This is a genomic window from Micromonospora sp. WMMD558 (assembly GCF_049315255.1).
Lineage (GTDB): Bacteria > Actinomycetota > Actinomycetes > Mycobacteriales > Micromonosporaceae > Micromonospora.
In genome coordinates this window covers 4640354-4660341 of sequence record NZ_CP186061.1, presented here as the reverse complement: position 1 = coordinate 4660341, position 19988 = coordinate 4640354, and the positions used below count along the sequence as shown (strand labels likewise).

Genomic DNA, 19988 nt, shown 5'->3' with positions numbered 1-19988 from the left:
GCGATGCCCACCGGGCACCTGCGGAAAACACCGGCAGCCGCCGGCTACCCGGGACGACCACGCCACCCCTGGCCGGCCACGCTCTCCTCCGCGCGGAAAGATGACCACCATGGCGAAGCGTGGAGAGCGGGCCGGCCCGGTCGGAACCTGCCCGTGCGGCTCGGGCATGCCCTACCCGGAGTGCTGCGGCCGGCTGCACCGGGGCGAGGTCGACGCGCCGACCGCCGAGACGCTCATGCGCTCCCGCTACTCCGCCTTCGCGGTCGGGGACGCCGCGTACCTGCTGCGCACCTGGCACTCCTCCACCCGCCCGGCGCGGCTGCGGCTGGACCCGGACGAGCGCTGGACCGGCCTGGAGATCGTCGACACCGAGCGGGGCGGCCTGTTCGACACGACCGGCACGGTGGAGTTCCGGGCGCACCACCGGGAGCGCGGCCGGCCGGGCACGCTGACCGAGCGCAGCCGGTTCGTCCGGGAGGACGGCCGCTGGGTCTACCTGGACGGCGAGACGCGCTGACGGCCGGGAAGTACACGGACCCGGGTGGTGCGGCGACGGGTGTCCGACCACCCGGTCGGGGCGCTAGGATGGGGCCGGCGCCGTCCTGCGCCACACCTCCCTCCCGGTGCTCACGCCACCGGCCTCGCGGAGGCAAAGGGGGCCTGAGCCCTCGGGACGCACCACCACGTGCCCCACTCCGGCGGGGTCGGCGGGAGCGTGAGTCCCTGCGACCGTGCCGTTGACAGGGAGCATGTGATGACCAATCAGCGCGCCTTCAAGGCCCGGGTCCGCGCCCGGATGGACAAGACCGGCGAGAGCTACACCACCGCCCGCCGGCACCTGCTGGCCCGGATGCCCGCCGCCCCGGCCGAACCGCCCGCCGTCGTCGCACCCGGAACCGAACCTCCGGCCGTCGACCTTGGCGGCGAAACCCCGGCCGTCGAACCGCCTGCCACAGCGCCCGCCCCCGGCAGCGCCGCCGGCGGGCCGGCCGAACCGCCGGCCACGCCGGTCGAGGCAGCGCCGGCCCGTGCCGGCACGGCCGGGCAGGTGGCCCGGATCCCGGACGCCCTGCTGCGCGAGCGCACCGGGCGGGGCTGGGAGGAGTGGTTCGGCCTGCTCGACGAGTGGGGCGGGACCGAACACACCCACACCGAGATCGCCCGCTGGCTGGTGGCCGTCCACGAGGTGCCGGGCTGGTGGGCGCAGACCGTCACCGTCGGGTACGAGCAGTCGCGCGGCCTGCGCGCCCCCGGCCAGCAGCGCGGCGGCGCGTACTCGGCCGGGGGCAGCCGCACGGTGGCCGTGCCGGTGGACCGCCTGTTCGCCGCGTTCGCCGACGAGACGCTACGCCGCCGCTGGCTGCCCGACGTCGACGTGCGGGTGCGTACCGCCACCGCGCCGAAGACGTTCCGCGCCGACTGGGCGGGCGGCCCGACCCGGATCGTGGTCGGGTTCGTGCCGGCCGGCGACACGAAGTCCCGGCTGTCCGTGCTGCACGAGAAGGTCGGCAGCGCGGAGCGGGCGGCGGAGCTCAAGGCGTACTGGCGGGAGCGGCTCGACGCGCTCAAGCAGCTCCTCGAGACGGAGGGAGACCGACGGTGACGCGCGGGCCGGCCGCCGGTCAGCCGGCCCGCGCCACGGTCAGCCGACCGGGCGGTCAGCGGGCCCGGGTGGTGGGCGAGGCTCGCCGGGCCCGATCGGCCGCCATCAGCAGGGCCATGACGAGGTACGGGCCCGCGGCCACCGCGAACGCGACACCGTTGCCGGCGGCGGTGGCGAGCAGCCCGTACGTGGCGTAGACGGCGATGATCGTCACGTCGGTCGCCATGCCGGCCAGCGACGTGACCGTCGCCCGGCTCGGGCCGGTGATCCGGGCCTGGAGCCGGGCGTCGGCCAGCACGGTCGCCAGTTGGAAGCCGCCGAAGGCGGCACCGACCAGCACGAACCCGACCGGCTGGCCGAGCAGCGCGCCCACGGCCAGCGCGGCGGCCGACCCGGCGAGCAGGCCGCCGTAGCCCCGGCGGCCGAGCCGCTCCCCCGCCGGGGCGAGCAGGCCACCGACCGCCACCCCGACCCAGGTGAGCAGGAGCAGCAGCGGCACGACCGGCTCGGACACACCGGTGTCCCGGGCCAGCAGGGGGGTGTACTCGTCGAGCGCGCCCCACACCGCGGCGACCGCGGCGACGAGCAGCACCGCCGCCCGGACCCGCCGGTCGGCGTGCGCCTCGGCGAGCCCGGCCCGCAGGCTGCCCCACCAGCCGAGGTCATCGTCGCAGTCCGTGCCGCCCGACTGGCCGGACCGGCCGAAACCGTCGGAACCACCGGAGTCGCGGGAACCGCCGGAACCACCGGCAACGCCGGAGCGGGCGGAACCGCCGGGCGGACCGGAGCCGGCGTGGTCGGCACCGGGGTCGCGGTGCTCCGGCAGGCGGGTGGCGACCGCGGCGGCGAGCAGGCACGCGAGGACGCTCGCCGCCCCCACGGCCGGGTAGCCGCCGACGGCCAGCACCGGCGCGGCCAGCACGATGGACGCCAGCACGCCGACGGTCTCCGCGGTGCGGGCCCGGCCGATGACGCGCGCGTACCGGCCGGCCGCGCCGAGGTGGTCGAGTTCGGTGTAGACCAGCGCCTCCAGCGCGCCGGAGGCGAGCGCCCCACCGGCGCCCCAGAGCAGGAAACCGGCGGCGAACGCCGGGTACGACGGGACGAGCACCCAGAGGGCGAACCCGGCGGCGGTCACCAGCGGCGCGAGACTGAGCAGCAGCCGCCGCGAGAGCGCGTCCGCGAGCGCGCCGGAGGGGACCTCCAGCAGGATGCCGCTCGCCGACCAGATGACGAACAGGGTGGAGATCTGCCAGACCGACAGGCCGGTGTCGGCGAAGAGCAGCGCGTAGACCGGATAGAGCAGCACGAGGTCGCGCAGGCCCGCGTACGCGTAGAGGGTCGCCGCGAGCCGGCGGACCCGGCGGTCGGGCCGCCGGACGGTGATGGGGGTCATGGAACCTTCCCGTGGGGTGAGAGTGGACGCCGGACGTACGGCGGCCACGGCGGCCCACGGGACGGGCTCTCAGCGGTGGATCAACATCGCCACGTCATGCCGGTGATGCTAGACGGCCCCGGCGCGGGCGACCACACGGTTCGGGGCGGGATCCGTCGTGGATCCCGCCCCGAACACCGGCCGGTCAGCGGCGGAACTTCTCGCTGTCCGCCGGCGGGATGACCACCGTCGCCTCGACGTCGTCGGCCGCCGGTTGCGCCGGTCGCGACGGGACCGGGGTGGCGTCGGCGTCACCGGCACGCGGCACGGGCACGGTTGGGTCGGCGTCGGTCGTCGCCCTCGGCACGACCTGCGTGGCGTCGGCACCGGCACCCAGGTGCGCCTCGGTGTCCCGGCGTCCCGCCTGGTAGGCGCGGGCGTGGGTGGCGATGGCGTGGGACTCCTGCTCCGCCCGGGTCAGCCACGACTCCCAGCGGCTCTGCATCGGACGGACCAGGCCGCCGCCGACCCCGACGACGAGAATGCCGCCGACGGTGGCGAGCACGGCCACGAGCACCGGGGTGGTGATCGCGGTGGCGACGCCGATCTGGTTCAGCGCGGCGATCACGCCGAGGCCGAGGATGAAGACGTACGCGATGGTGGCCAGGATCCGCCCGTACGACAGGCCGCCCAGGGCGCCGCTGACGATGTCGCGGACCGCGTTGGCGATCGCGGCCGCCACCACCACGATCACGATCGCCACGAACGCCCGCGGCAGCCAGGCGATCACGCCGGCGATCAGGTCGGAGATCGGGTTCGGGCCCCAGATGCCGAAGGCGATCTGGAGCGTCACCAGCAGGATCGCGTAGTAGACGAGCTTGGCCACGAGGTCGCTGGCGTCGTAGCGGGAGCGGGCGAGCGCGCGGCGGATGCCGCCACGCTCGACGGCCCGGTCGAAGCCGACCCGCTCCAGCACCTTGTCGACGATCTTGAGGGCTGCCTTGGCGACCAGCCAACCGACCACCAGGATGGCCACGAAGGCGAGGGCCTTGGGCAGGAAGAGCAGCACCGAGCGGAGGGCGTCCCCCGCCGCGTCACCAATGTTCTCTCTCATCGAGTTCCTCCAGGGGCATGCGGTTCGTCCGCCCGACCTACCCCTGGCGCCGACGCGAGAAACCCCGGCGTCAGCGGCGGCAGGCGTAGCTGACCTCCGTCCGCGCCTGCGCCGGCGCGGGCTCGGTGATGTTGACCGTCGCCGTCTCGGTGGTGCGGCCGACCCCGGCGAACGACCACCGCAGCGTCAGGTCCACGGTGCGCTGGCCGCGGCCGACCCGTTCGGTGAGCACCGCGCCCGGCGCGCTGCCGGAGCGCAGCCACTGGTAGCGGATCTCGCCCGCCCGGCCGTTGGTCGTCACCGTGGCGACCACGTCGACGGTGACGTCGCAGCGGTCACCGGCCGGCTCGGGCACCGCCACGGTCACCCCGTTGATCTCCAGTGGACGGAACTGCTGCCACAGGTAGAGCCCGACGACCGCCACCAGCACCAGGGTGAGCAGGGCGGACAGCACCGACGTCACGCGCCGCCACAGCGGGCGGCGGCGCGGCGGTGGCGCGGGCGACGGCCAGGCCGGGGCGGACAGCGGCGCGGCGGGCACACCGGGGCCGAACCGCACCTCGCCGCCCGTCGGGGACGGCCGGGTGTCCGGGGTACGCGCGCCGCCACGGGAGGCGGGCCGGCCGGTGCGCCCGCCGAAGACGGTTCCCGGTCCGGTGGCTGCGGTGCCCTCCCCCGCCGCGGTGGCGGTCGACTCCCCACCCGGTGCCGCAGCGGTCGAACTCCAGGTGGCCGCGGCGGTCGTCGGCTCCCACGTCGGCGCGGCGGCGGTCGTGGTCTCCCAGGTCGGGGCGGCGGCGAGGTGGACCGTGCGCTCGTCGGCCGGTTCCGGCGCGCGCAGGTGCACGGTCGCCTCGCCCTGGTGCACGGTCGCCTCGCCGTCGTACGCGGTCCACCCGCCGGCGCGCAGATCCGTCGTCGGCTCCTCGGGAGGCCGGCGCGCGGCGGGCGGGGCGGCCGACAGGTGCAGGGTCAGCTGACCCTCCGGGCCCGGCGCGGGGACGAACCGGGTCGTGGCCGCGTCCGGCGCCAGCCGGGCCGTGGCCTCGTCGCCGCCCAGGCGCACGGTCGCGTCCGCCGCGTCGAGGTGGGTGGTCGGCTCGTCCGGCGCGGGTGGACCGCCCAGGTGCACGGTCGCGCCGTCGTCGGGTGTCCACCCGCCCGGCGTCGTCCGGTCGTCCGGCTGGGTCACGGCAGCCCGCCTCCTGTCGGTGTGCCGGGCGTCAGCCCGGGGTGCAGTACGGGTAGAGCGTCACGTACACCGGGCCGCCCTCCGCCGAGGTGTTACCGGCCCGGTCGGTCGCGACCACCCGGACCGGGATGCGCGTGCTGTCGGCCGGCCGGGGCAGGTCGCCGAGCACGCCGGTGAACACGCCCCGCCCGGCGGCGCTCATCGTGACCTCGGTGGTGCGGTTGTCCAGCGTGTACCGCAGGCGTACCCGCAGGTCCCCGGCGGCGGTCCGGTCGTCGGAGGCGGTGGCGGTGACGGTGCTCGCGGTGGGCCCGTACGGGCAGCCCTTCGGGTCGAGCTGGGTGGGGCTGGCGCCGACCTTCCCGACCGTCGGGGCGGTCGTGTCCGGTGGGGGCGGCGGGCTGGTGGACGTGGTGGGCGGGGGTGCCGGCGGGGTGGTCGCCGGGGCGGTCGTCGCCGGGGCGCCCGGCGTGGTCGGGTCACCCGGCGCGCCCGGGGTGCCGGTCGCGCCACCGGTCGGCGCCGCCGTCGTGGGGCCGGCGGTCACCGTGGAGGTGGCCGTCGGGTCGGGCGTCGCGGTCGGCGCCCCGGGCGCGGCGCCCGGAGCCGTCGTGACGACGGTGTCGGCGGTGGGCTTCGCGTCGGCCGTCGCGCCGGGCGCCGAGTCCTCCCGGGCGGCGTAGCTCAACCCGGCACCGCCCAGCACGACGGCCGCCGCCACGACGCCGGCCACCAGGGCAGGGCGGGCCCGGCCGCCGCGCAGCCACCCCCACCGGCCGGTGCCCGAACTCAACGTCGTGGTCGCCACGCTGGTGGCGCCGCCGGTGCCGTCGCGGAACGGGAAGAGCGCGGCGAGCAGGGCGGCCCGGCGGGCCAGCTCGCGCAGGCCGCGCTCCTCCCACTCCGGCCCGTACGCGTCCGCCGCCACCTGTTCCAGGGCGGCGAGGAAGACCTCCGCCGGCTGGGGACGCTCGTCCGGGCGCTTCGCCATGCCGTGCCGCAGCAGGTCGTGCACCGGCGCCGGGGCCGGGTCGGTGGGGATCGGCTCCTCCGCGTGCTGCCGGCGCAGCGTGAACAGGTCCCGCCCGTCGTACGGGGGCCGGCCGGTCAGGCACTCGTAGAAGGTGGCGGTCGCGGCGTAGATGTCGCAGGCCGGGCTGGCCGGCGCGCCGGTCCACTGCTCAGGCGCCATGTAGCGGGGTGTCCCGGAGACGGCGGCGCCGGAGCCGGTGCCGGCCGGCAGGGCGATCCCGAAGTCGGCGAGCTTGCTGGCGCCCTCGGCGGTGACCAGCACGTTCTCCGGTTTGTAGTCCCGGTGCACCACGCCACGGGCGTGCGCCGCGCCGAGCCCCGCCAGGGATCCCTTGAGGACGACCAGCGCCGCCTCGGGCGTGGTGGCGCCGTTGGCGCGCAGCATCTGGCGCAGGGAGACACCGTTGACCAGTTCCATGACGATGGCCGCGCCGCCGGGCGACTCGACGTACTCGTAGAGGCGCGACACGTGCGGGTTGTCGATCTCGGCCAGCACGCGGGCCTCGGTGCGGAACGCGTCCCGGAACGACGGGGCGTCGCCGACCGCGCCGGTCAGGTACTTGATCGCCACCGGCGTGCCCGTCGCGTCGTGGACGGCGAGGTCGACCCGCCCGGACGCGCCCACGCCGAGCTGCCGCACGGGCGTGTAGCCGGAGACCTGCCAGCCGGTCACGCCAACCCCTCCTCCGACCCGGCAGGACGGGTCACCCGCCCGCCCCGCTGCTCATTGTGGTCGGGCCGGCGGGCCGGGCCATCGGCGCATCGGTTGCTTCCCCGGCCCGGACGTCGGGCCGGGGCCGCCCCGGGGACCGGGCTCCCGGGATCATGGTCGGTTACGGACACGGCCCAGTGGTAGCAGGTACCCGCAAGCTCACCGGCCGGTGACCGGGGTGGGACGGCGCGCGTCGTACCTCCACGGCGGGGGCCGGGAGTGACCCGTCGGACCCCGCCCGCCCGGTCTACCGGCGCGGGCCGCCGTCGCCGCGGTGACCGTCGCCGGGCAGCGGGCCCACCGGCTCCGCCACGACCTCGCCCTGGTCGGCGGACGTGGTACGCGCGTACTTGTCGAAGAAGCGCAGCAACTCCACCGGGAACGGCATCACCAGCGTGCTGTTCTTCTCCGCGGCCACGTCCGACACGGTCTGCAGCAGCCGCAACTGGTACGCCCCCGGGGTGCCGGCCATCATCCGGGACGCGTCGGCCAGTCGCCGGGACGCCTGGTACTCACCGTCGGCGGCGATGACCCGCGCCCGCCGGTCCCGCTCGGCCTCGGCCTGGCGGGACATCGAGCGCTTCATCCCCTCCGGCAACGCGACGTCCTTGACCTCGACCCGCTCGATGTTCAGCCCCCACGGCTCCTCGGTCGGGGCGTCGATCACCGACTTGAGGTCGGCGTTGACCCTGTCCCGGTCGGAGAGGAGGATGTCCAGGTCCACCTTGCCGATGACCGACCGCAGCGCGGTCTGCGAGATCTGCAGCACCGCCGCCGGGTACTGGCGCACGTTCACCAGGGCCTTCACCGGGTCCACGACGCGGTAGTAGACCACCGCGTCCACGGTGACGGTCACGTTGTCGCGGGTGATGACGCCCTGCGACGGCACGTCGATCACCGTGGTCTGCATGCTGACCCGGACCATCCGGTCCGCGACGGGGATGATCAGCCGTAGGCCGGGCTGCCGGACGGGCTGCACCACGCGGCCGAACCGGAACACGACACCGCGCTGGTACTGCTGCACGATCCGGATGCTCAGCACGCCGAGCAGCACCAGGACCGCAAGCGCGATCACCACGCCGATGACACCGCCTACCATGAAACCCCCGATCGGTACGCCTCCGCGGCGGCCCTTTCCCGCTGCGGGGCGGAATAGTCCTCGGGAAACCGGCCGGGTCACGCGTGGGAGTCGAGCAGCCGGTCGAGGTTCACGGCGGTGCTGATCAGCGACAGGTGGCTGAAGGCCTGCGGGAAGTTGCCGGTCTGCTCGCCGCTGGCCGCGATCTCCTCGGAGTAGAGGCCGAGCGGGCTGGCGTAGGTGAACATCTTCTCGAGGGTCAGCCGGGCGTCGTCGAGCCGGCCGGACTCGGCGAGGGCCTGGACGTACCAGAACGTGCACATGGTGAAGGTGCTCTCGCTGCCGGCCAGGCCGTCCAGTGCCGCCTCCGGGTTGTAGCGGTAGACGAGGCTGTCGGAGACGAGCTCGGCGTCCATGGCGCGCAGGGTCGACTGCCACATCGGGTCGGTCGGCGACACGAAGCCGACGGCGGGCATGGCGAGCAGCGCCGCGTCCAGCACCTCGGTGCCGTAGTGCTGGACGAACGCCTGGCGGCCGGGGCGGAACCCCCTCGCCATGATCTGGTGGTAGATGTCGTCGCGGACGGCCGTCCAGCGGTTCGTGTCGCCGGGGCGTCCGTGCCGGTGCGCGAGCCGGACGGCCCGGTCGAGGGCGACCCAGGACATCAGCCGCCCGTACGTGAAGTCGTGCCGGCCACCGCGGGTCTCCCAGATCCCGTCCTCGGGCTGGTCCCAGTTGTCGCAGAGCCAGTCCACCAGGCGCGCGGTGTTCCGCCAGCCCTCGTGGCCCGGCTGCAGTCCCTGGCCGTCGGCGACGTGGAGAGCGTTGAGCGCCTCCCCGTAGATGTCGAGTTGCAGCTGGTTGGCGGCACCGTTGCCCACCCGCACCGGCGCCGAGCCGCGGTAGCCCTCGAAGTGGTCGAGCATTTCCTCGGCGAGGTCCGGTGAGCCGTCGACGCGGTACATGATCTGCAGTGGTCGATCGCTCTCCCCGGCGTCCCGGACTCGGTCGTTGACCCAGCGCATGTACTGCATCGCCTCGTCCTTGAAGCCCAGGCACAGGAGCGAGTGCACCGAGAAGGACGCGTCGCGGATCCAGGTGTAGCGGTAGTCCCAGTTGCGGACGCCGCCGATGTGCTCGGGCAGCCCCGCGGTGGGGGCGGCGATCAGCGCCCCGGTGGGCGCGTACGTCATGAGCTTGAGGGTCATCGCGGACCGCTCCACCATCTCCCGCCAGCGGCCGGTGTACCGGGAGCGGCCCAGCCAGCGCCGCCAGAAGTCGCGGGTCTCCTCGAGCAGCTCCCGCGCCTCGCCGGGGCTGTAGGCGCCGGGCGGATCCGGCGATTCGCCGGTCTCCAGGTGGATGCCCCCGGCCTCGCCCTCGTGCAGGGTGGCGATGAGACACAGGCCGTCCTCGCTGCGCCGGCGTTCGTGCTCCTCGGACAGCCGTTCCGCGTAGCGGATGGGACTCAGGGCGAGGGAGAGCGTGGAACTGCGCAGGATGCTGCCGTTGGGGTGCACCTCGAGCTGGTAGGCATCACGGCCGTAGTTGAACCGGGGCCGGCAGTCGAGCCGGAACCGCATGCTGCCCCGAACCATGCGGAGCAGCCGCACCAGGCGGTGCCGGTCGGTCGGTCGGTCTCCCGCCACCGGCATGAAGTCCACCAGCTCACCCACGCCGTCCGCGCTCATGAACCGGGTGATCAGGATCGCCGTGCCGGGCAGGTAGAGCTGCTTGCTCACGTAGTCGACGCCGTCCGGCACGATCTGGAAGTAGCCACCCCGGTGCCGGTCCAGCAGTCCGCCGAAGATGCTCGGCGAGTCGAACCGCGGGGCGCAGAACCAGTCGATCGTGCCGTCCATGCTCACCAGCGCCGCGGTCTGCAGGTCGCCGATCAGCCCGTGCGCCTCCACGGCAGGGTACGAGTCCACCCGACCTCCCCAGGTCCCTTTCCGACCGCGCGACTACCCCCGACCTCGCCCGGCACACCTCGCATCGGGTCCGGGCACGGAAGCCGGCGCGAGCCGGTCCGGGCTCGGGCCAGCGGCCGGAGATTGGATCTCGCTCCGCCACCGCTGTCCGTCCCTACGATGGGTGCTCGACCGCCCCGAGGGAGGACGTCGGATGCCGGAGCCGTTCACCGACCTGTCCACGCCGCTGGTGGCCGACGCGTGCGTACGGCTGGGGGTGCCGCTGCGGGCCGCGCCCGCCGGGATCCGGCCGGTCGTCGCCGGCCAGCGCCTCGCGGGGCGGGTGCTGCCGGTCCGCCACCACGGAAGCGTGGACGTGTTCCTGGAGGCGTACACCCGGGCGGCGCCCGGTGAGGTGCTGGTGATCGACAACGCCGGGCGGACGGACGAGGCGTGCGTGGGTGACCTGGCGGTGCTGGAGGCCGCGGCGGCCGGGGTCGCCGGGCTGGTGGTGTGGGGCCTGCACCGCGACACCCCCGAGCTGGTGGAGATCGGCGTGCCGGTCTTCAGCTACGGCGCCCTGCCGCTGGGCCCGATGCGACTCGACGACCGGGATCCCGAGACGCTGACCAGCGCCCGGGTCGGCCCGCACGTGGTCGACGGCGCGGACCTGGTGCTGGCGGACGACGACGGGGTGCTGTTCGTCCCGGCCGCCCGGGCCGAGGAGGTGTCCGCGACCGCCGAGCGGATCCGCCGCACCGAGCGCGTCCAGGCCCAACGCATCCGGGCCGGCGAGACGCTGCGGGAGCAGACCGCCTTCGCGGAGTACCTGGCCCGCCGCGACGCCGACCCGGGGTACACGTTCCGGGCGCACCTGCGCCGGGTCGGCGGGGCCATCGAGGAGTGACGAATCCGCAGGCCCGGCGGCACGTGAGGGTGGTCATAACGGCTGGACGGCGGATCGTCACGCGCTGCTAGTGTCGGTCCAGGTCATGAGCGCCAGCGTGAAGCCCCGGCTTGCTGGCCGGCAACCCTCGTCCACGTAGGGGTGCCCCGGGTGAGGACCGGGCACCGGAGCGGGCTCCGGTGCAAGCGTGGCCTGGCACCCCAGGTCAGCACCGACCTGGAGGAGAGCCGTGTCCGTCCGCACCGTCGCCCCGCCAGCCCTGACCCGGCGTCGTCACGTCGACATGATGCGGGTCTGCAGCGCCGCGTGTAGCTGAGCGCCCCACTCCCTCGCACCGAACCATCCCAGCGGTCCGCCCACCGGCGCACCGCCGGCGGCGCACGCCCGTGCCCGCCCGGACAACCCTCTCGGAGACACCTGTGCGATTCCTTCCTGCCCTGACCCGGGCCGCCGCCCTCGCCGTCGCCGCCGTCCTCGGCGCCGCCACCCTCACCGCCTGCGGCGGTGACGACGCCACCGGCTCGGCGAACAACCCGTACGGCCTGCTCCAGCCCGGCGTGCTGCGGGCCGGCACGCTCACCGACGCACCGCCGAACGTCTACCTGAAGGACGGGACGTTCACCGGTTTCGACAACGACCTGCTGGTCGCGGCGGCCGACCGGATCGGCCTGAAGGTGGAGTTCGTCGGCACCGACTTCTCGGCGCTGCTCGCCCAGGTGGCGAACCGCAAGTTCGATGTCGGAAGCTCGTCGATCACCATCACCGAGGCGCGGAAGAGGACCGTCGACTTCGGCAACGGCTACGACTTCGGCTACTTCGGACTCGACGTACCGGCCGGCTCCACCATCACCGGCTTCGACCAGCTCGAGGGCAGGCGGGTGGTGGTCGTCCAGGGCACCGTGCAGGACGACTACGCCACCCGTAAGGGCCTCGACCCGGTGCGGGTGCCGGACTACAACGGCGCGATCAACCAGCTCAAGGCGGGCACCGCCGACGCGTGGATCGCCCCGGCGGAGATCGGCGACGCGTCCGCCGTGGAGAGCAACGGCAAGATCAGGGTGGCGGCCAAGGAGCTCAGCCCGGCCCCGACCGCGTACGCGTTCGCCAAGGACAACGACAAGCTGCGCGCGGCCCTCGACAAGGCGCTCGACGAGGTCATCGCCGACGGCACCTGGAGCCGGCTGCAGCAGCAGTACTACCCCGGCCGACCGATCCCGCCGGACTTCAAGCCCGGCAGCGGCACGGTACCGGTCGGCTGACAAGGAAGGGCCCCTTGTTAACGCCTGGCGAGGTGAAGGGGCCCCTTCTTAACAGGAGAGAGCGAGCGGGGCGGTAGGAGAGGCGACTGATGGATCCGTTGAGCACCCTGTGGGAGACCTTCTTCGACTGGGACTCCATGCGCGAGGCGCTGCCCGAGATGCTGACCGTCGGGCTGCCCAACACGCTGATCCTGGCGGTCTCCGCCGCCCTGCTCGGCTCGGTGCTGGGCATGCTGCTGGCGGTCGCGGGCATCTCGCGTACGCGATGGTTGCGCTGGCCGGCCCGCGTCTACACCGACGTCTTCCGCGGCCTGCCGGCGGCGGCGACGATCCTCCTGATCGGCGTCGGGCTGGCGCCACTGGGGATGGAGGTGTGGGGCCCGAACCCGTACCCGCTCGGCATCCTGGCGCTGTCGCTGATCGCGGCGGCGTACATCGGGGAGATCTTCCGGTCCGGCATCCAGTCGGTGGAGGCCGCCCAACTGGACGCCGCCCGGGCCCTCGGCTTCTCGTGGGCCGAGGCGATGCGGGTGGTGATCATCCCGCAGGGCGTCCGCCGCGTGCTGCCCGCGTGGGTCAACCAGCTCATCGCGCTGATCAAGGACTCCAGCCTGGTGTACTTCCTCGGCCTGCTGGCCAGCCAGCGGGAGCTGTTCCGGATCGGGCAGGACTACGCGGCGAACACCGGCAACCAGTCGGCGCTGCTGCTGGCCGGCCTGTTCTACCTGGCGCTGACCGTGCCGTTGACCCATGCGGTCAACTGGATCGACCGGCGGCTGCGGCACGGGCGTCCGGCCGGCCCACCCGGTGACGAGGACGGCGACCTGGCGCCCGCCGGCGCGGTGGAGGGGAGCCCCCGATGAGTACGTCGGTCAGTGTGAGCCTCCGCGACGTGCACCTCGCGTTCGGCGCGAACCGCGTGCTGCGCGGCGTCGACCTGGATGTGCCGCGCGGGGCGACCGCCTGCGTGATCGGCCCGTCGGGCTCCGGCAAGTCCACGTTGCTGCGGACGGTCAACCGGCTGATCGAGCCGGACCGCGGTGACGTGCTCCTCGACGGCCGCAGCGTGCTGGGCGACGACCCGGACCGGTTGCGGCAGCGGGTCGGCATGGTGTTCCAGCAGTTCAACCTGTTCCCGCACATGAGCGTGCTGCGCAACGTCACCCTCGCGCTCCGGCGGATCCGGAAGCTGTCCGAGGACGAGGCCGTCGCGGTGGCCCGGCACGAGTTGGACCGGGTCGGCCTCGCCGCCAAGGCGGACGCGCGGCCGGCGCAGCTCTCCGGCGGGCAGCAGCAGCGGGTCGCCATCGCCCGCGCGCTGGCGCTGCAGCCGCAGGTGATGCTCTTCGACGAGGCGACGTCGGCGTTGGACCCCGAGCTGGTCAAGGGCGTGCTGTCGCTGATGGCGGAGCTGTCCGCGGGGGGCATGACGATGGTGGTGGTCACCCACGAGATGGGCTTCGCCCGCGAGGTGGCCGACACGGTGGCCTTCATGGACCGGGGCGTGGTGCTGGAGGCGGGGCCACCGGCCGCGGTGTTCGATTCCGCCCGGCATCCGCGCCTGCGCCGGTTCCTCTCCCAGGTCCTCTGACGAGGGTCCGATCGGCACAGGACCTAGCGCTGCCGGCGTCCTGGCAATATTCTCCACCTCACGCCCGGCCTTTGGAGCTGGTTTTCACGCGGCTCACTCCCACCCCCGCGTGCCGGGCGCGGAGGAGATGCCATGCACGTCGAGCAGAGCGAACTGGACCGACGCACGCTGCTGCGGGCCGGCCTCGGCGCCGCCACCGTGGCGGTCGTCGGCAGTGAACTCGCCTTCCCGGCCACCGCCCACGCCGACCCGGGCGCCGACCTGGACTGGATCTACAGCTGCGACGAGTGGGGCGCCCGGCCACCCAAGGACCCCCTGGTGGTCAGCGCGATCCCGACCAACAAGATCATCGTGCACCACATGGCGTTCCCGAACGTCACCGACTACAGCGAGGCGCAGGCCATCAAGCTGGCCCGCGACTGCCAGAACCTGCACATCGACGGCAACGGCTGGTCCGACACCGGCCAGCATTTCACCGTCAGCCGCGGCGGGTACGTCCTGGAGGGACGGCGGGGCAGCCTGGAACGGCTCCAGGCCGGTGACCGGCAGATGGTCTCCGCGCACTGCCCGGGCGAGAACGGCCGCGCCATCGGCATCGAGAACGAGGGCACGTACGTCACCGAGACGCCGCCCGAGGTGCTGCTCGACTCGCTGGTCCGGCTCTGCACGACCATCTGCCGGCAGTACGGGCTGCACGCACACGACATCTTCGGCCACTGGGACTTCCGCAACACGCTGTGCCCCGGCGCCGCCTTCTACCGACAGTTCCCGATGCTGCGCCGCCGGGTCTTCGCCGAGCTCGGCACCGACCTGGCCGACGTGCCGGCCCGCCGCTGGCCGGACCTGTGGCGGTTCGTCGGGTCGCCGTCGGTGCGGGTGGTGCAGTACCTGCTCGCCCACCGCGGGTACGCGGTGACCCCGACCAGCGTCTTCGACGCGGCCACCGTCGCCGCCGTGCAGGACTGGCAGGCACGCAACGGCATCCCGGTCGACGTCGACGCCACCCTCACCACGCCCACCTGGGAGACCCTCGCGCCCGAGCTGGACCAGCACGCCGCCGGCCTGCCGGTCGCCGCGGTGCAGTTCATCCTCAACGCCAAGGGGTACGCCGAGGTCACCGTCACCGGCGAGTTCGACCACGTCACCAGGAAGGCCGTCAAAGACGTGCAGGGGCTGCACCGCCTGCCGCACAACGGCAAGGTCGACACCAACACGTGGTGCGTGCTGGTGGGCGGCTCGGTCCGCCAGTCCTACCGCTGACGGCCTCCGCTCCGCGGTGGAGGTGGTCGACCACCTCCACCGCGCCGGCGGCGACGCGAGGGGCGCACGCGTCGTTGCCCGGTACCCGGTCGTTGCCACGGTGAGGCTGGCTACGACCTAGGAGGGTGTGCCCGTGCAGACCAAGCTGAACCCGTACCTCAACTTTCCCGGCACGGCGCGGCAGGCGATGGACTTCTACCAGAGCGTCTTCGGCGGGAGCCTGAACCAGAGCACGTTCGGCGAGTTCGGCAACGACGACCCGGCGCTGAAGGACAAGATCATGCACGCCATGCTGGAGGCGTCGAACGGCATCACGCTGATGGCGTCCGACATCGCCCCCGGGATGGAACACCAACCCGGCACCAACATCGCCATCAGCCTCAGCGGCGACGACGGTGACGAGCTGCGCGGCTACTGGAACAAGCTGTCGGCCAGCGGCACCGTCACCATGCCGTTGGAGAAGCAGGTGTGGGGCGACGAGTACGGCATGTGCGTGGACGGCTTCAGCATCGGTTGGATGGTGAACATCACCGCGCCGACGCCCTGACGGTCCGCCGTCCGCCCGAATCGCAACCGACGTCAGGCGATCTTCCCGGAAGGAGATCGCCTGGCGTCGTTCTACCCAAACGATTGTTCCGCCGAATTCAACCAAGTGTTCGGCGTACGCAAGCTCGGGCTCCCCCAGCTCTTCACGTACGTCCACGGTGAGGTGGCGCCGACCGGTGCCGAGGAGCCACGGCTCTGGGCGATCGGCCCGCTGGTGCTGGTCTTCCTCATCACTGCAGGCGGCCAAACGCATCAGCCGGACGCTGGAGCTGGTGGGAGGGCCATCCGCGGGTTCTTCACGCCCGCCGCACCGTCGGCCGGCATCACGGCGACCCAACTCGGCGGGCTCCGGCTTCACCGCCCTCGCCTCCGGCGATGAACTGGTACGGGATCAACGGCCGAGCCCTACGCTGGACGCCATGCAGGACGCCGCCCCCCACGGTGCCGAGGTGCCCTCCCGCGAAGCGATCCTCGACGCCGCCACGGCACTGATGGCGCAGCTCGGCTACGCCGGTACCTCCATCTCGAAGATCTCCGCCGCCTCCGGGTCACCGGCCAGCTCGATCTACTGGCACTTCGGCAACAAGGACGGGATCTACCTCGCCGTGCTCCGCCGCGCCCGCCAGCACCTCGTCAACTCGCTTCCGGGAACCCCGGCCGGCGACACGGTGGACGAGCGGCTCACCGCGTTCCTCGACGGCGCCAGCGCCGCGTTCGAGCAGCACCCACACGACCTACGGATACTGCTCGATCTCGGCATGCTGGAGCAGGGCACCGGCGCCGCGGCCATCGCTGAGCTAGGGCAGTACCGGCTTGCCCTGCGGCAGTGGGCCGCCGAATCGCTCGGCCACGTCTTCGGCGTCGCCGACCGCCCGGCCGTCGCCGAGGAACTCGCCCGTTTCATGCTCAGCGTGGTCGGCGGGACCGCGATCGCGCGCTGGTTCGACGGTCCGGTGACGTCGCTGCCCGTACCGCAGCTGCGCGTCGCCCTGCTGGCCCTCGCCCGCCATCACCGACTCCCAGGGTTGGACGAAGGTCCGCCGTAGGCGGAGCCGTTGGAGGCCCAACCACGCGCGCAGCCACCCGACCGGTCGTAGAACACGGTCGAGTGTCGGGCGTCCATGGTCACCTGCGCCGCATTGGGCTTCGGAGTCGTGGCCAGTGCCCCTGGCGGTTCCTCCCGCCGAACCGCGACGCCTCACATCCATTGACATCAGTCGTTGCGCTGGCCATCCTGAACGAGCAGGTTACTGAACGGTCACTATCCATACGCGTCCGCATATGGACCGATTTTGTCAGCAGGACCGGCCCAACGAAGGAGGACACGATGTTCCTGCGCAGACTGACGCTGACGGTGGCCGCTGCGGTCGCCGTCGCCGGCACCTCGGTCGCCGGCATCCCCGTGGCGAGCGCCACGGACAGTGGCGAGCAGCAGGCCGCGGTGACCGAGACGAGGACCATCCGGTACCAGGTGAACAGCGTGACCGACGCGCCGGACAGCGCCCCCGGCGACGGACGCTGCCGGGCCGACAACGGTGGCTGCACCCTTCGGGCCGCGGTGATGGAGGCCAACGCCACCTCCGGATCGACCATCGTGATCCCGGCCGGGCGGTACACCCTGAGCATCCCGCCGCGCGGCGTGCCGTTCACCGACTACACGCTCGCCGACGCCGCACACGGCAACCTCAAGGTGATGGCGCCGACCACCATCGTCGGCGCCGGCCTCGACAGCACGGTCATCGACGGTGGTCGCATCGACCGGGTCTTCACCGTGCGCCGCCCGGCCACGATCTCCGGTCTCACCGTCACCGGCGGCGTCGCGACGCCGCTCGCCGGGGCCGAGAGCTACTCCGCTGGCGGGGGCGTGCTGAACACCTCCGAGCTGACGATGGAACGGGTGCGGGTCACCGGGAACACCGCGGGCTTCGGTGGCGGCGTCTTCAACACCCCGACCAGCTCGTTCATCCTGCGCGACAGCCTGGTGGACCTCAACGAGGCCGGTGAGGCCGGCGGCATCCGGTTCGATTCAGACGGGCTGGTCGAACGGGCGACGATCACCCGTAACCGGGTCGTCAACCCGCACGATCCCACCCGACCCGGCGAGCTGGCCGGCCTCGGCGGCGGCATCGACGTACGTGGTCCCGGGATCACCGTGGTCGGCTCGCGGGTGACCGACAACTACGCCGAGGACGGGGGAGGCGGCATCAACATCACGCTCGCGTACGTACCCGGTCCGGAGGTGCCGGTGGGCCCTGGCCGGGTCGAACTGCAGGACTCCGTCGTCACCGGCAACACCCGCGCGGGCGGGCCGAGCGACTGCCGAGCGGTGCTGGCCAGGATCGTCGACCTTGGCGGCAACACCGACTCCGACGGCAGCTGCACCTGATACGACGAGCCGCCGCGCCCGGCCGATCCGCAACGCACGGCTCGACCGGCCCGCCAGGTTCAGCCGGGCGTGGCGCCACCGATCGCTTAGGCAGCCTGGAGCGACTCCCGCACCCTGCGTCTGCCGTCGGGCGAGGTGAAGGCGAGCGTCCGGTCGATCGCGTCGCGCAGGTCGAGCTGTCCGCCGATCGCGTTCTCCCAGAGCGGCGTGTTGGCGTCCTCGTGGTCGGCGAGCCACACCGTGGCGCCCGAGTTGCGGGCGTTGATCGTCATCTTCGCGTCGGTCGGGCAGTCCACGGGACGCTGCCGTCGACTCCAGTTGCGCGGCCGGCGGACCGCGAGTGGTGGGCGGTCGGACCCGCACCCCCGTTTGACCGGGCACGATCGCGGAAAGAGTGGCGGGCATGAACTGGGCCCGTCGAGCCGTACCCGCCGCCGTCACCGCCGTGGCCGCTCTCGCCGCGCGCGACCTGCTGCAACGTGACCACGCGCTGCTGCGGAACTTCCCGGTCCTCGGTCGCGCCCGCTACCTGCTGGAGTCGATCGGGCCGGAGCTGCGCCAGTACATCGTGGCCGGCAACAACGAGGAGCGGCCGTTCACGCGCGACCAGCGACGCTGGGTGTACGCGTCGGCGAAGGAGCAGAACAACTACTTCGGGTTCGGCACGGACAACGACATCGAGTACACCCCCGGGTACCCGATCATCAAGCACCGCACGTTCGGCCGGGCGGTGCCGCCGTCGTCCCCCGGCGCCGGGCACGACGTCACGCTCCCCTGCGCGAAGGTGCTCGGCGCCGCCCGGGGCCGGGCCCGCGCGTTCCGTCCGGAGTCGGTGGTCAACATCTCCGGCATGAGCTTCGGCTCCCTCTCGGGCAGGGCGGTCGAGGCGCTGAACCGGGGCGCCGCCCTGGCCGGCTGCCTGCACAACACCGGTGAGGGCGGGCTGTCGCCGTACCACCGCAAGGGCGGTGACCTGGTCTTCCAGATCGGCACCGCGTACTTCGGCTGCCGCGACGAGCACGGCCGGTTCAGCCTGGAACGGCTCAAGGACCTGGTCGCCGGCGCGCCGGTCAAGGCGCTGGAGATCAAGCTCAGCCAGGGCGCGAAGCCGAGCCTCGGCGGCCTGCTGCCGGCGGCGAAGGTGTCCGCCGAGATCGCCGCGACCCGCGGAATCGCCCAGGGTCGGGACTGCGTCAGCCCGTCGCGGCACGCCGAGTTCTCCGACTGCGACAGCCTCCTGGACTGGGTGGAACTGCTCGCCGCCGAGACCGGCCTGCCGGTGGGCATCAAGTCCGCGGTCGGCGACCTCGGCTTCTGGGAGGAGCTGACCACGCTGATGCGCGACACCGGGCGCGGCGTGGACTTCGTGACGGTCGACGGCGGCGAGGGCGGCACGGGCGCCGCGCCCTTGATCTTCACCGACTCGGTGTCGTTGCCGTTCCAGCAGGGCTTCTCGCGGGTCCACCGGGTCTTCGCCGAGCGGGGCCTGCACGAGCAGGTCGTCTTCGTCGGCGCGGGCAAGCTCGGCCTGCCGGACAACGCCGTGGTGGCGTTCGCCCTCGGCGCCGACATGGTGAACGTCGGCCGTGAGGCGATGCTGGCCATCGGCTGCATCCAGGCCCAGAAGTGCCACACCGACACCTGCCCCACCGGCGTCGCCACCCAGAACGCGTGGCTGGCCCGGGGCCTCGACCCCGCCCGCAAGTCGGTGCGGGCCGCGAACTACATCCGTACGTTGCGGCGCGACCTGATGAAGGTGGCCGAGGCGTGCGGCGTCGAGCACCCCGGGCTGATCGACACGGGCTCGGTCGAGGTCCTCGACGGGCGTACCGCCTCCACCCCGCTGGACCAGGTGTACGGGTACCGCCCCGGGTGGGGACTCCCGTCGGCCGCCGACCGGGCCGAGATCGTCCGGCTGATGACGGCCGAGGCGCCGCAGGGCAGCAGCGCACCCCCCTCCCCGACCGCGGTGGGCTGACCACGAAAAATCGCGGGCGCCGCCGGGCGGGTCTCGCCTACGGTG

The 19988-nt window shown here is 73.2% G+C and carries 18 protein-coding genes and 1 riboswitch; of the genes, 11 read left to right on the top strand and 7 right to left on the bottom strand.

Translation table 11 applies throughout. The features are described from left to right. The first annotated feature begins 109 nt into the window (after positions 1-109). Positions 110-517, top strand: coding sequence for a YchJ family protein (locus tag ACN26Y_RS22050; RefSeq protein ID WP_155332111.1), 408 nt, complete (start codon positions 110-112; stop codon positions 515-517). A 237-nt stretch (positions 518-754) separates the two neighbouring features. Continuing rightward, entirely contained in the window at positions 755-1603 is an 849-nt protein-coding gene (locus ACN26Y_RS22045; RefSeq protein ID WP_196255660.1) for a hypothetical protein, read from the top strand. 55 nt (positions 1604-1658) lie between these two features. Here the strand turns inward: ACN26Y_RS22045 and ACN26Y_RS22040 are convergent, their stop codons facing one another. From ACN26Y_RS22040 to ACN26Y_RS22015, 6 genes are all read right to left on the bottom strand, one after another. Further along, positions 1659-2999, bottom strand: a complete 1341-nt coding sequence (locus ACN26Y_RS22040) for an MFS transporter (protein WP_155332110.1) — start codon at positions 2997-2999, stop codon at positions 1659-1661. Positions 3000-3183: 184 nt separating this feature from the next. Next, complete coding sequence (locus tag ACN26Y_RS22035; protein ID WP_155332109.1) at positions 3184-4092, bottom strand: mechanosensitive ion channel family protein; 909 nt, start codon at positions 4090-4092, stop codon at positions 3184-3186. Positions 4093-4162: 70 nt separating this feature from the next. Beyond that, complete coding sequence (locus tag ACN26Y_RS22030) at positions 4163-5284, bottom strand: hypothetical protein (protein WP_422733452.1); 1122 nt, start codon at positions 5282-5284, stop codon at positions 4163-4165. Positions 5285-5315: 31 nt separating this feature from the next. Continuing rightward, positions 5316-6989 (bottom strand): protein kinase domain-containing protein, encoded by a 1674-nt coding sequence (locus ACN26Y_RS22025; protein WP_422733451.1) that lies wholly within the window; start codon positions 6987-6989, stop codon positions 5316-5318. A gap of 286 nt (positions 6990-7275) precedes the next feature. Then, on the bottom strand, positions 7276-8127 hold the full coding sequence (locus ACN26Y_RS22020) for a slipin family protein (RefSeq protein ID WP_422733450.1): 852 nt from the start codon (positions 8125-8127) through the stop codon (positions 7276-7278). Positions 8128-8204: 77 nt separating this feature from the next. Further along, complete coding sequence (locus tag ACN26Y_RS22015; RefSeq protein ID WP_155332106.1) at positions 8205-10037, bottom strand: glycoside hydrolase family 15 protein; 1833 nt, start codon at positions 10035-10037, stop codon at positions 8205-8207. A gap of 193 nt (positions 10038-10230) precedes the next feature. Between ACN26Y_RS22015 and ACN26Y_RS22010 the strand changes: the two genes are divergently transcribed. The 8 genes from ACN26Y_RS22010 to ACN26Y_RS21975 all read left to right on the top strand — a co-directional run bounded on the left by ACN26Y_RS22010 (position 10231) and on the right by ACN26Y_RS21975 (position 17965). Further along, complete coding sequence (locus ACN26Y_RS22010; RefSeq protein ID WP_155332105.1) at positions 10231-10923, top strand: RraA family protein; 693 nt, start codon at positions 10231-10233, stop codon at positions 10921-10923. An 81-nt stretch (positions 10924-11004) separates the two neighbouring features. Then, positions 11005-11117: riboswitch (SAM riboswitch) on the top strand. Positions 11118-11342: 225 nt separating this feature from the next. Beyond that, positions 11343-12182 (top strand): ABC transporter substrate-binding protein, encoded by an 840-nt coding sequence (locus ACN26Y_RS22005; protein WP_422733449.1) that lies wholly within the window; start codon positions 11343-11345, stop codon positions 12180-12182. An 89-nt stretch (positions 12183-12271) separates the two neighbouring features. Beyond that, positions 12272-13045 (top strand): amino acid ABC transporter permease, encoded by a 774-nt coding sequence (locus ACN26Y_RS22000; RefSeq protein ID WP_422733448.1) that lies wholly within the window; start codon positions 12272-12274, stop codon positions 13043-13045. Beyond that, on the top strand, positions 13042-13773 hold the full coding sequence (locus tag ACN26Y_RS21995; RefSeq protein ID WP_422733447.1) for an amino acid ABC transporter ATP-binding protein: 732 nt from the start codon (positions 13042-13044) through the stop codon (positions 13771-13773). The genes ACN26Y_RS22000 and ACN26Y_RS21995 overlap by 4 nt, the downstream gene beginning before the upstream one ends. 132 nt (positions 13774-13905) lie before the next feature. Further along, positions 13906-15033 carry a peptidoglycan recognition protein family protein gene (locus ACN26Y_RS21990; RefSeq protein WP_422733446.1) on the top strand — a complete coding sequence of 376 codons (1128 nt, stop codon included), beginning with the start codon at positions 13906-13908 and terminating at the stop codon, positions 15031-15033. A gap of 133 nt (positions 15034-15166) precedes the next feature. Further along, on the top strand, positions 15167-15580 hold the full coding sequence (locus ACN26Y_RS21985; protein WP_155332100.1) for a VOC family protein: 414 nt from the start codon (positions 15167-15169) through the stop codon (positions 15578-15580). A gap of 418 nt (positions 15581-15998) precedes the next feature. Beyond that, entirely contained in the window at positions 15999-16625 is a 627-nt protein-coding gene (locus ACN26Y_RS21980; protein WP_155332099.1) for a TetR/AcrR family transcriptional regulator, read from the top strand. 281 nt (positions 16626-16906) lie between these two features. Beyond that, positions 16907-17965 (top strand): CSLREA domain-containing protein, encoded by a 1059-nt coding sequence (locus tag ACN26Y_RS21975; protein WP_422733445.1) that lies wholly within the window; start codon positions 16907-16909, stop codon positions 17963-17965. An 86-nt stretch (positions 17966-18051) separates the two neighbouring features. On the opposite strand, the gene ACN26Y_RS21970 is transcribed toward ACN26Y_RS21975, so the two are convergent. Further along, positions 18052-18261 carry a hypothetical protein gene (locus ACN26Y_RS21970; RefSeq protein ID WP_422733444.1) on the bottom strand — a complete coding sequence of 70 codons (210 nt, stop codon included), beginning with the start codon at positions 18259-18261 and terminating at the stop codon, positions 18052-18054. Positions 18262-18368: 107 nt separating this feature from the next. On the opposite strand from ACN26Y_RS21970, the gene ACN26Y_RS21965 reads away from it, so the two are divergent. Continuing rightward, positions 18369-19943, top strand: coding sequence for an FMN-binding glutamate synthase family protein (locus ACN26Y_RS21965; protein ID WP_155332097.1), 1575 nt, complete (start codon positions 18369-18371; stop codon positions 19941-19943). Positions 19944-19988 lie beyond the last annotated feature (45 nt).

What these genes read in the sequence shown, in the direction of transcription:
- ACN26Y_RS22050 (WP_155332111.1), top strand. Translation starts at nt 110, where the DNA reads ATGGCGAAGCGTGGAGAGCGGGCCGGCCCGGTCGGAACCTGCCCGTGC.
- ACN26Y_RS22045 (WP_196255660.1), top strand. Translation starts at nt 755, where the DNA reads ATGACCAATCAGCGCGCCTTCAAGGCCCGGGTCCGCGCCCGGATGGAC.
- ACN26Y_RS22040 (WP_155332110.1), bottom strand. Translation starts at nt 2,999, where the DNA reads ATGACCCCCATCACCGTCCGGCGGCCCGACCGCCGGGTCCGCCGGCTC.
- ACN26Y_RS22035 (WP_155332109.1), bottom strand. Translation starts at nt 4,092, where the DNA reads ATGAGAGAGAACATTGGTGACGCGGCGGGGGACGCCCTCCGCTCGGTG.
- ACN26Y_RS22020 (WP_422733450.1), bottom strand. Translation starts at nt 8,127, where the DNA reads ATGGTAGGCGGTGTCATCGGCGTGGTGATCGCGCTTGCGGTCCTGGTG.
- ACN26Y_RS22010 (WP_155332105.1), top strand. Translation starts at nt 10,231, where the DNA reads ATGCCGGAGCCGTTCACCGACCTGTCCACGCCGCTGGTGGCCGACGCG.
- ACN26Y_RS22000 (WP_422733448.1), top strand. Translation starts at nt 12,272, where the DNA reads ATGGATCCGTTGAGCACCCTGTGGGAGACCTTCTTCGACTGGGACTCC.
- ACN26Y_RS21995 (WP_422733447.1), top strand. Translation starts at nt 13,042, where the DNA reads ATGAGTACGTCGGTCAGTGTGAGCCTCCGCGACGTGCACCTCGCGTTC.
- ACN26Y_RS21990 (WP_422733446.1), top strand. Translation starts at nt 13,906, where the DNA reads ATGCACGTCGAGCAGAGCGAACTGGACCGACGCACGCTGCTGCGGGCC.
- ACN26Y_RS21980 (WP_155332099.1), top strand. Translation starts at nt 15,999, where the DNA reads ATGCAGGACGCCGCCCCCCACGGTGCCGAGGTGCCCTCCCGCGAAGCG.
- ACN26Y_RS21975 (WP_422733445.1), top strand. Translation starts at nt 16,907, where the DNA reads ATGTTCCTGCGCAGACTGACGCTGACGGTGGCCGCTGCGGTCGCCGTC.
- ACN26Y_RS21965 (WP_155332097.1), top strand. Translation starts at nt 18,369, where the DNA reads ATGAACTGGGCCCGTCGAGCCGTACCCGCCGCCGTCACCGCCGTGGCC.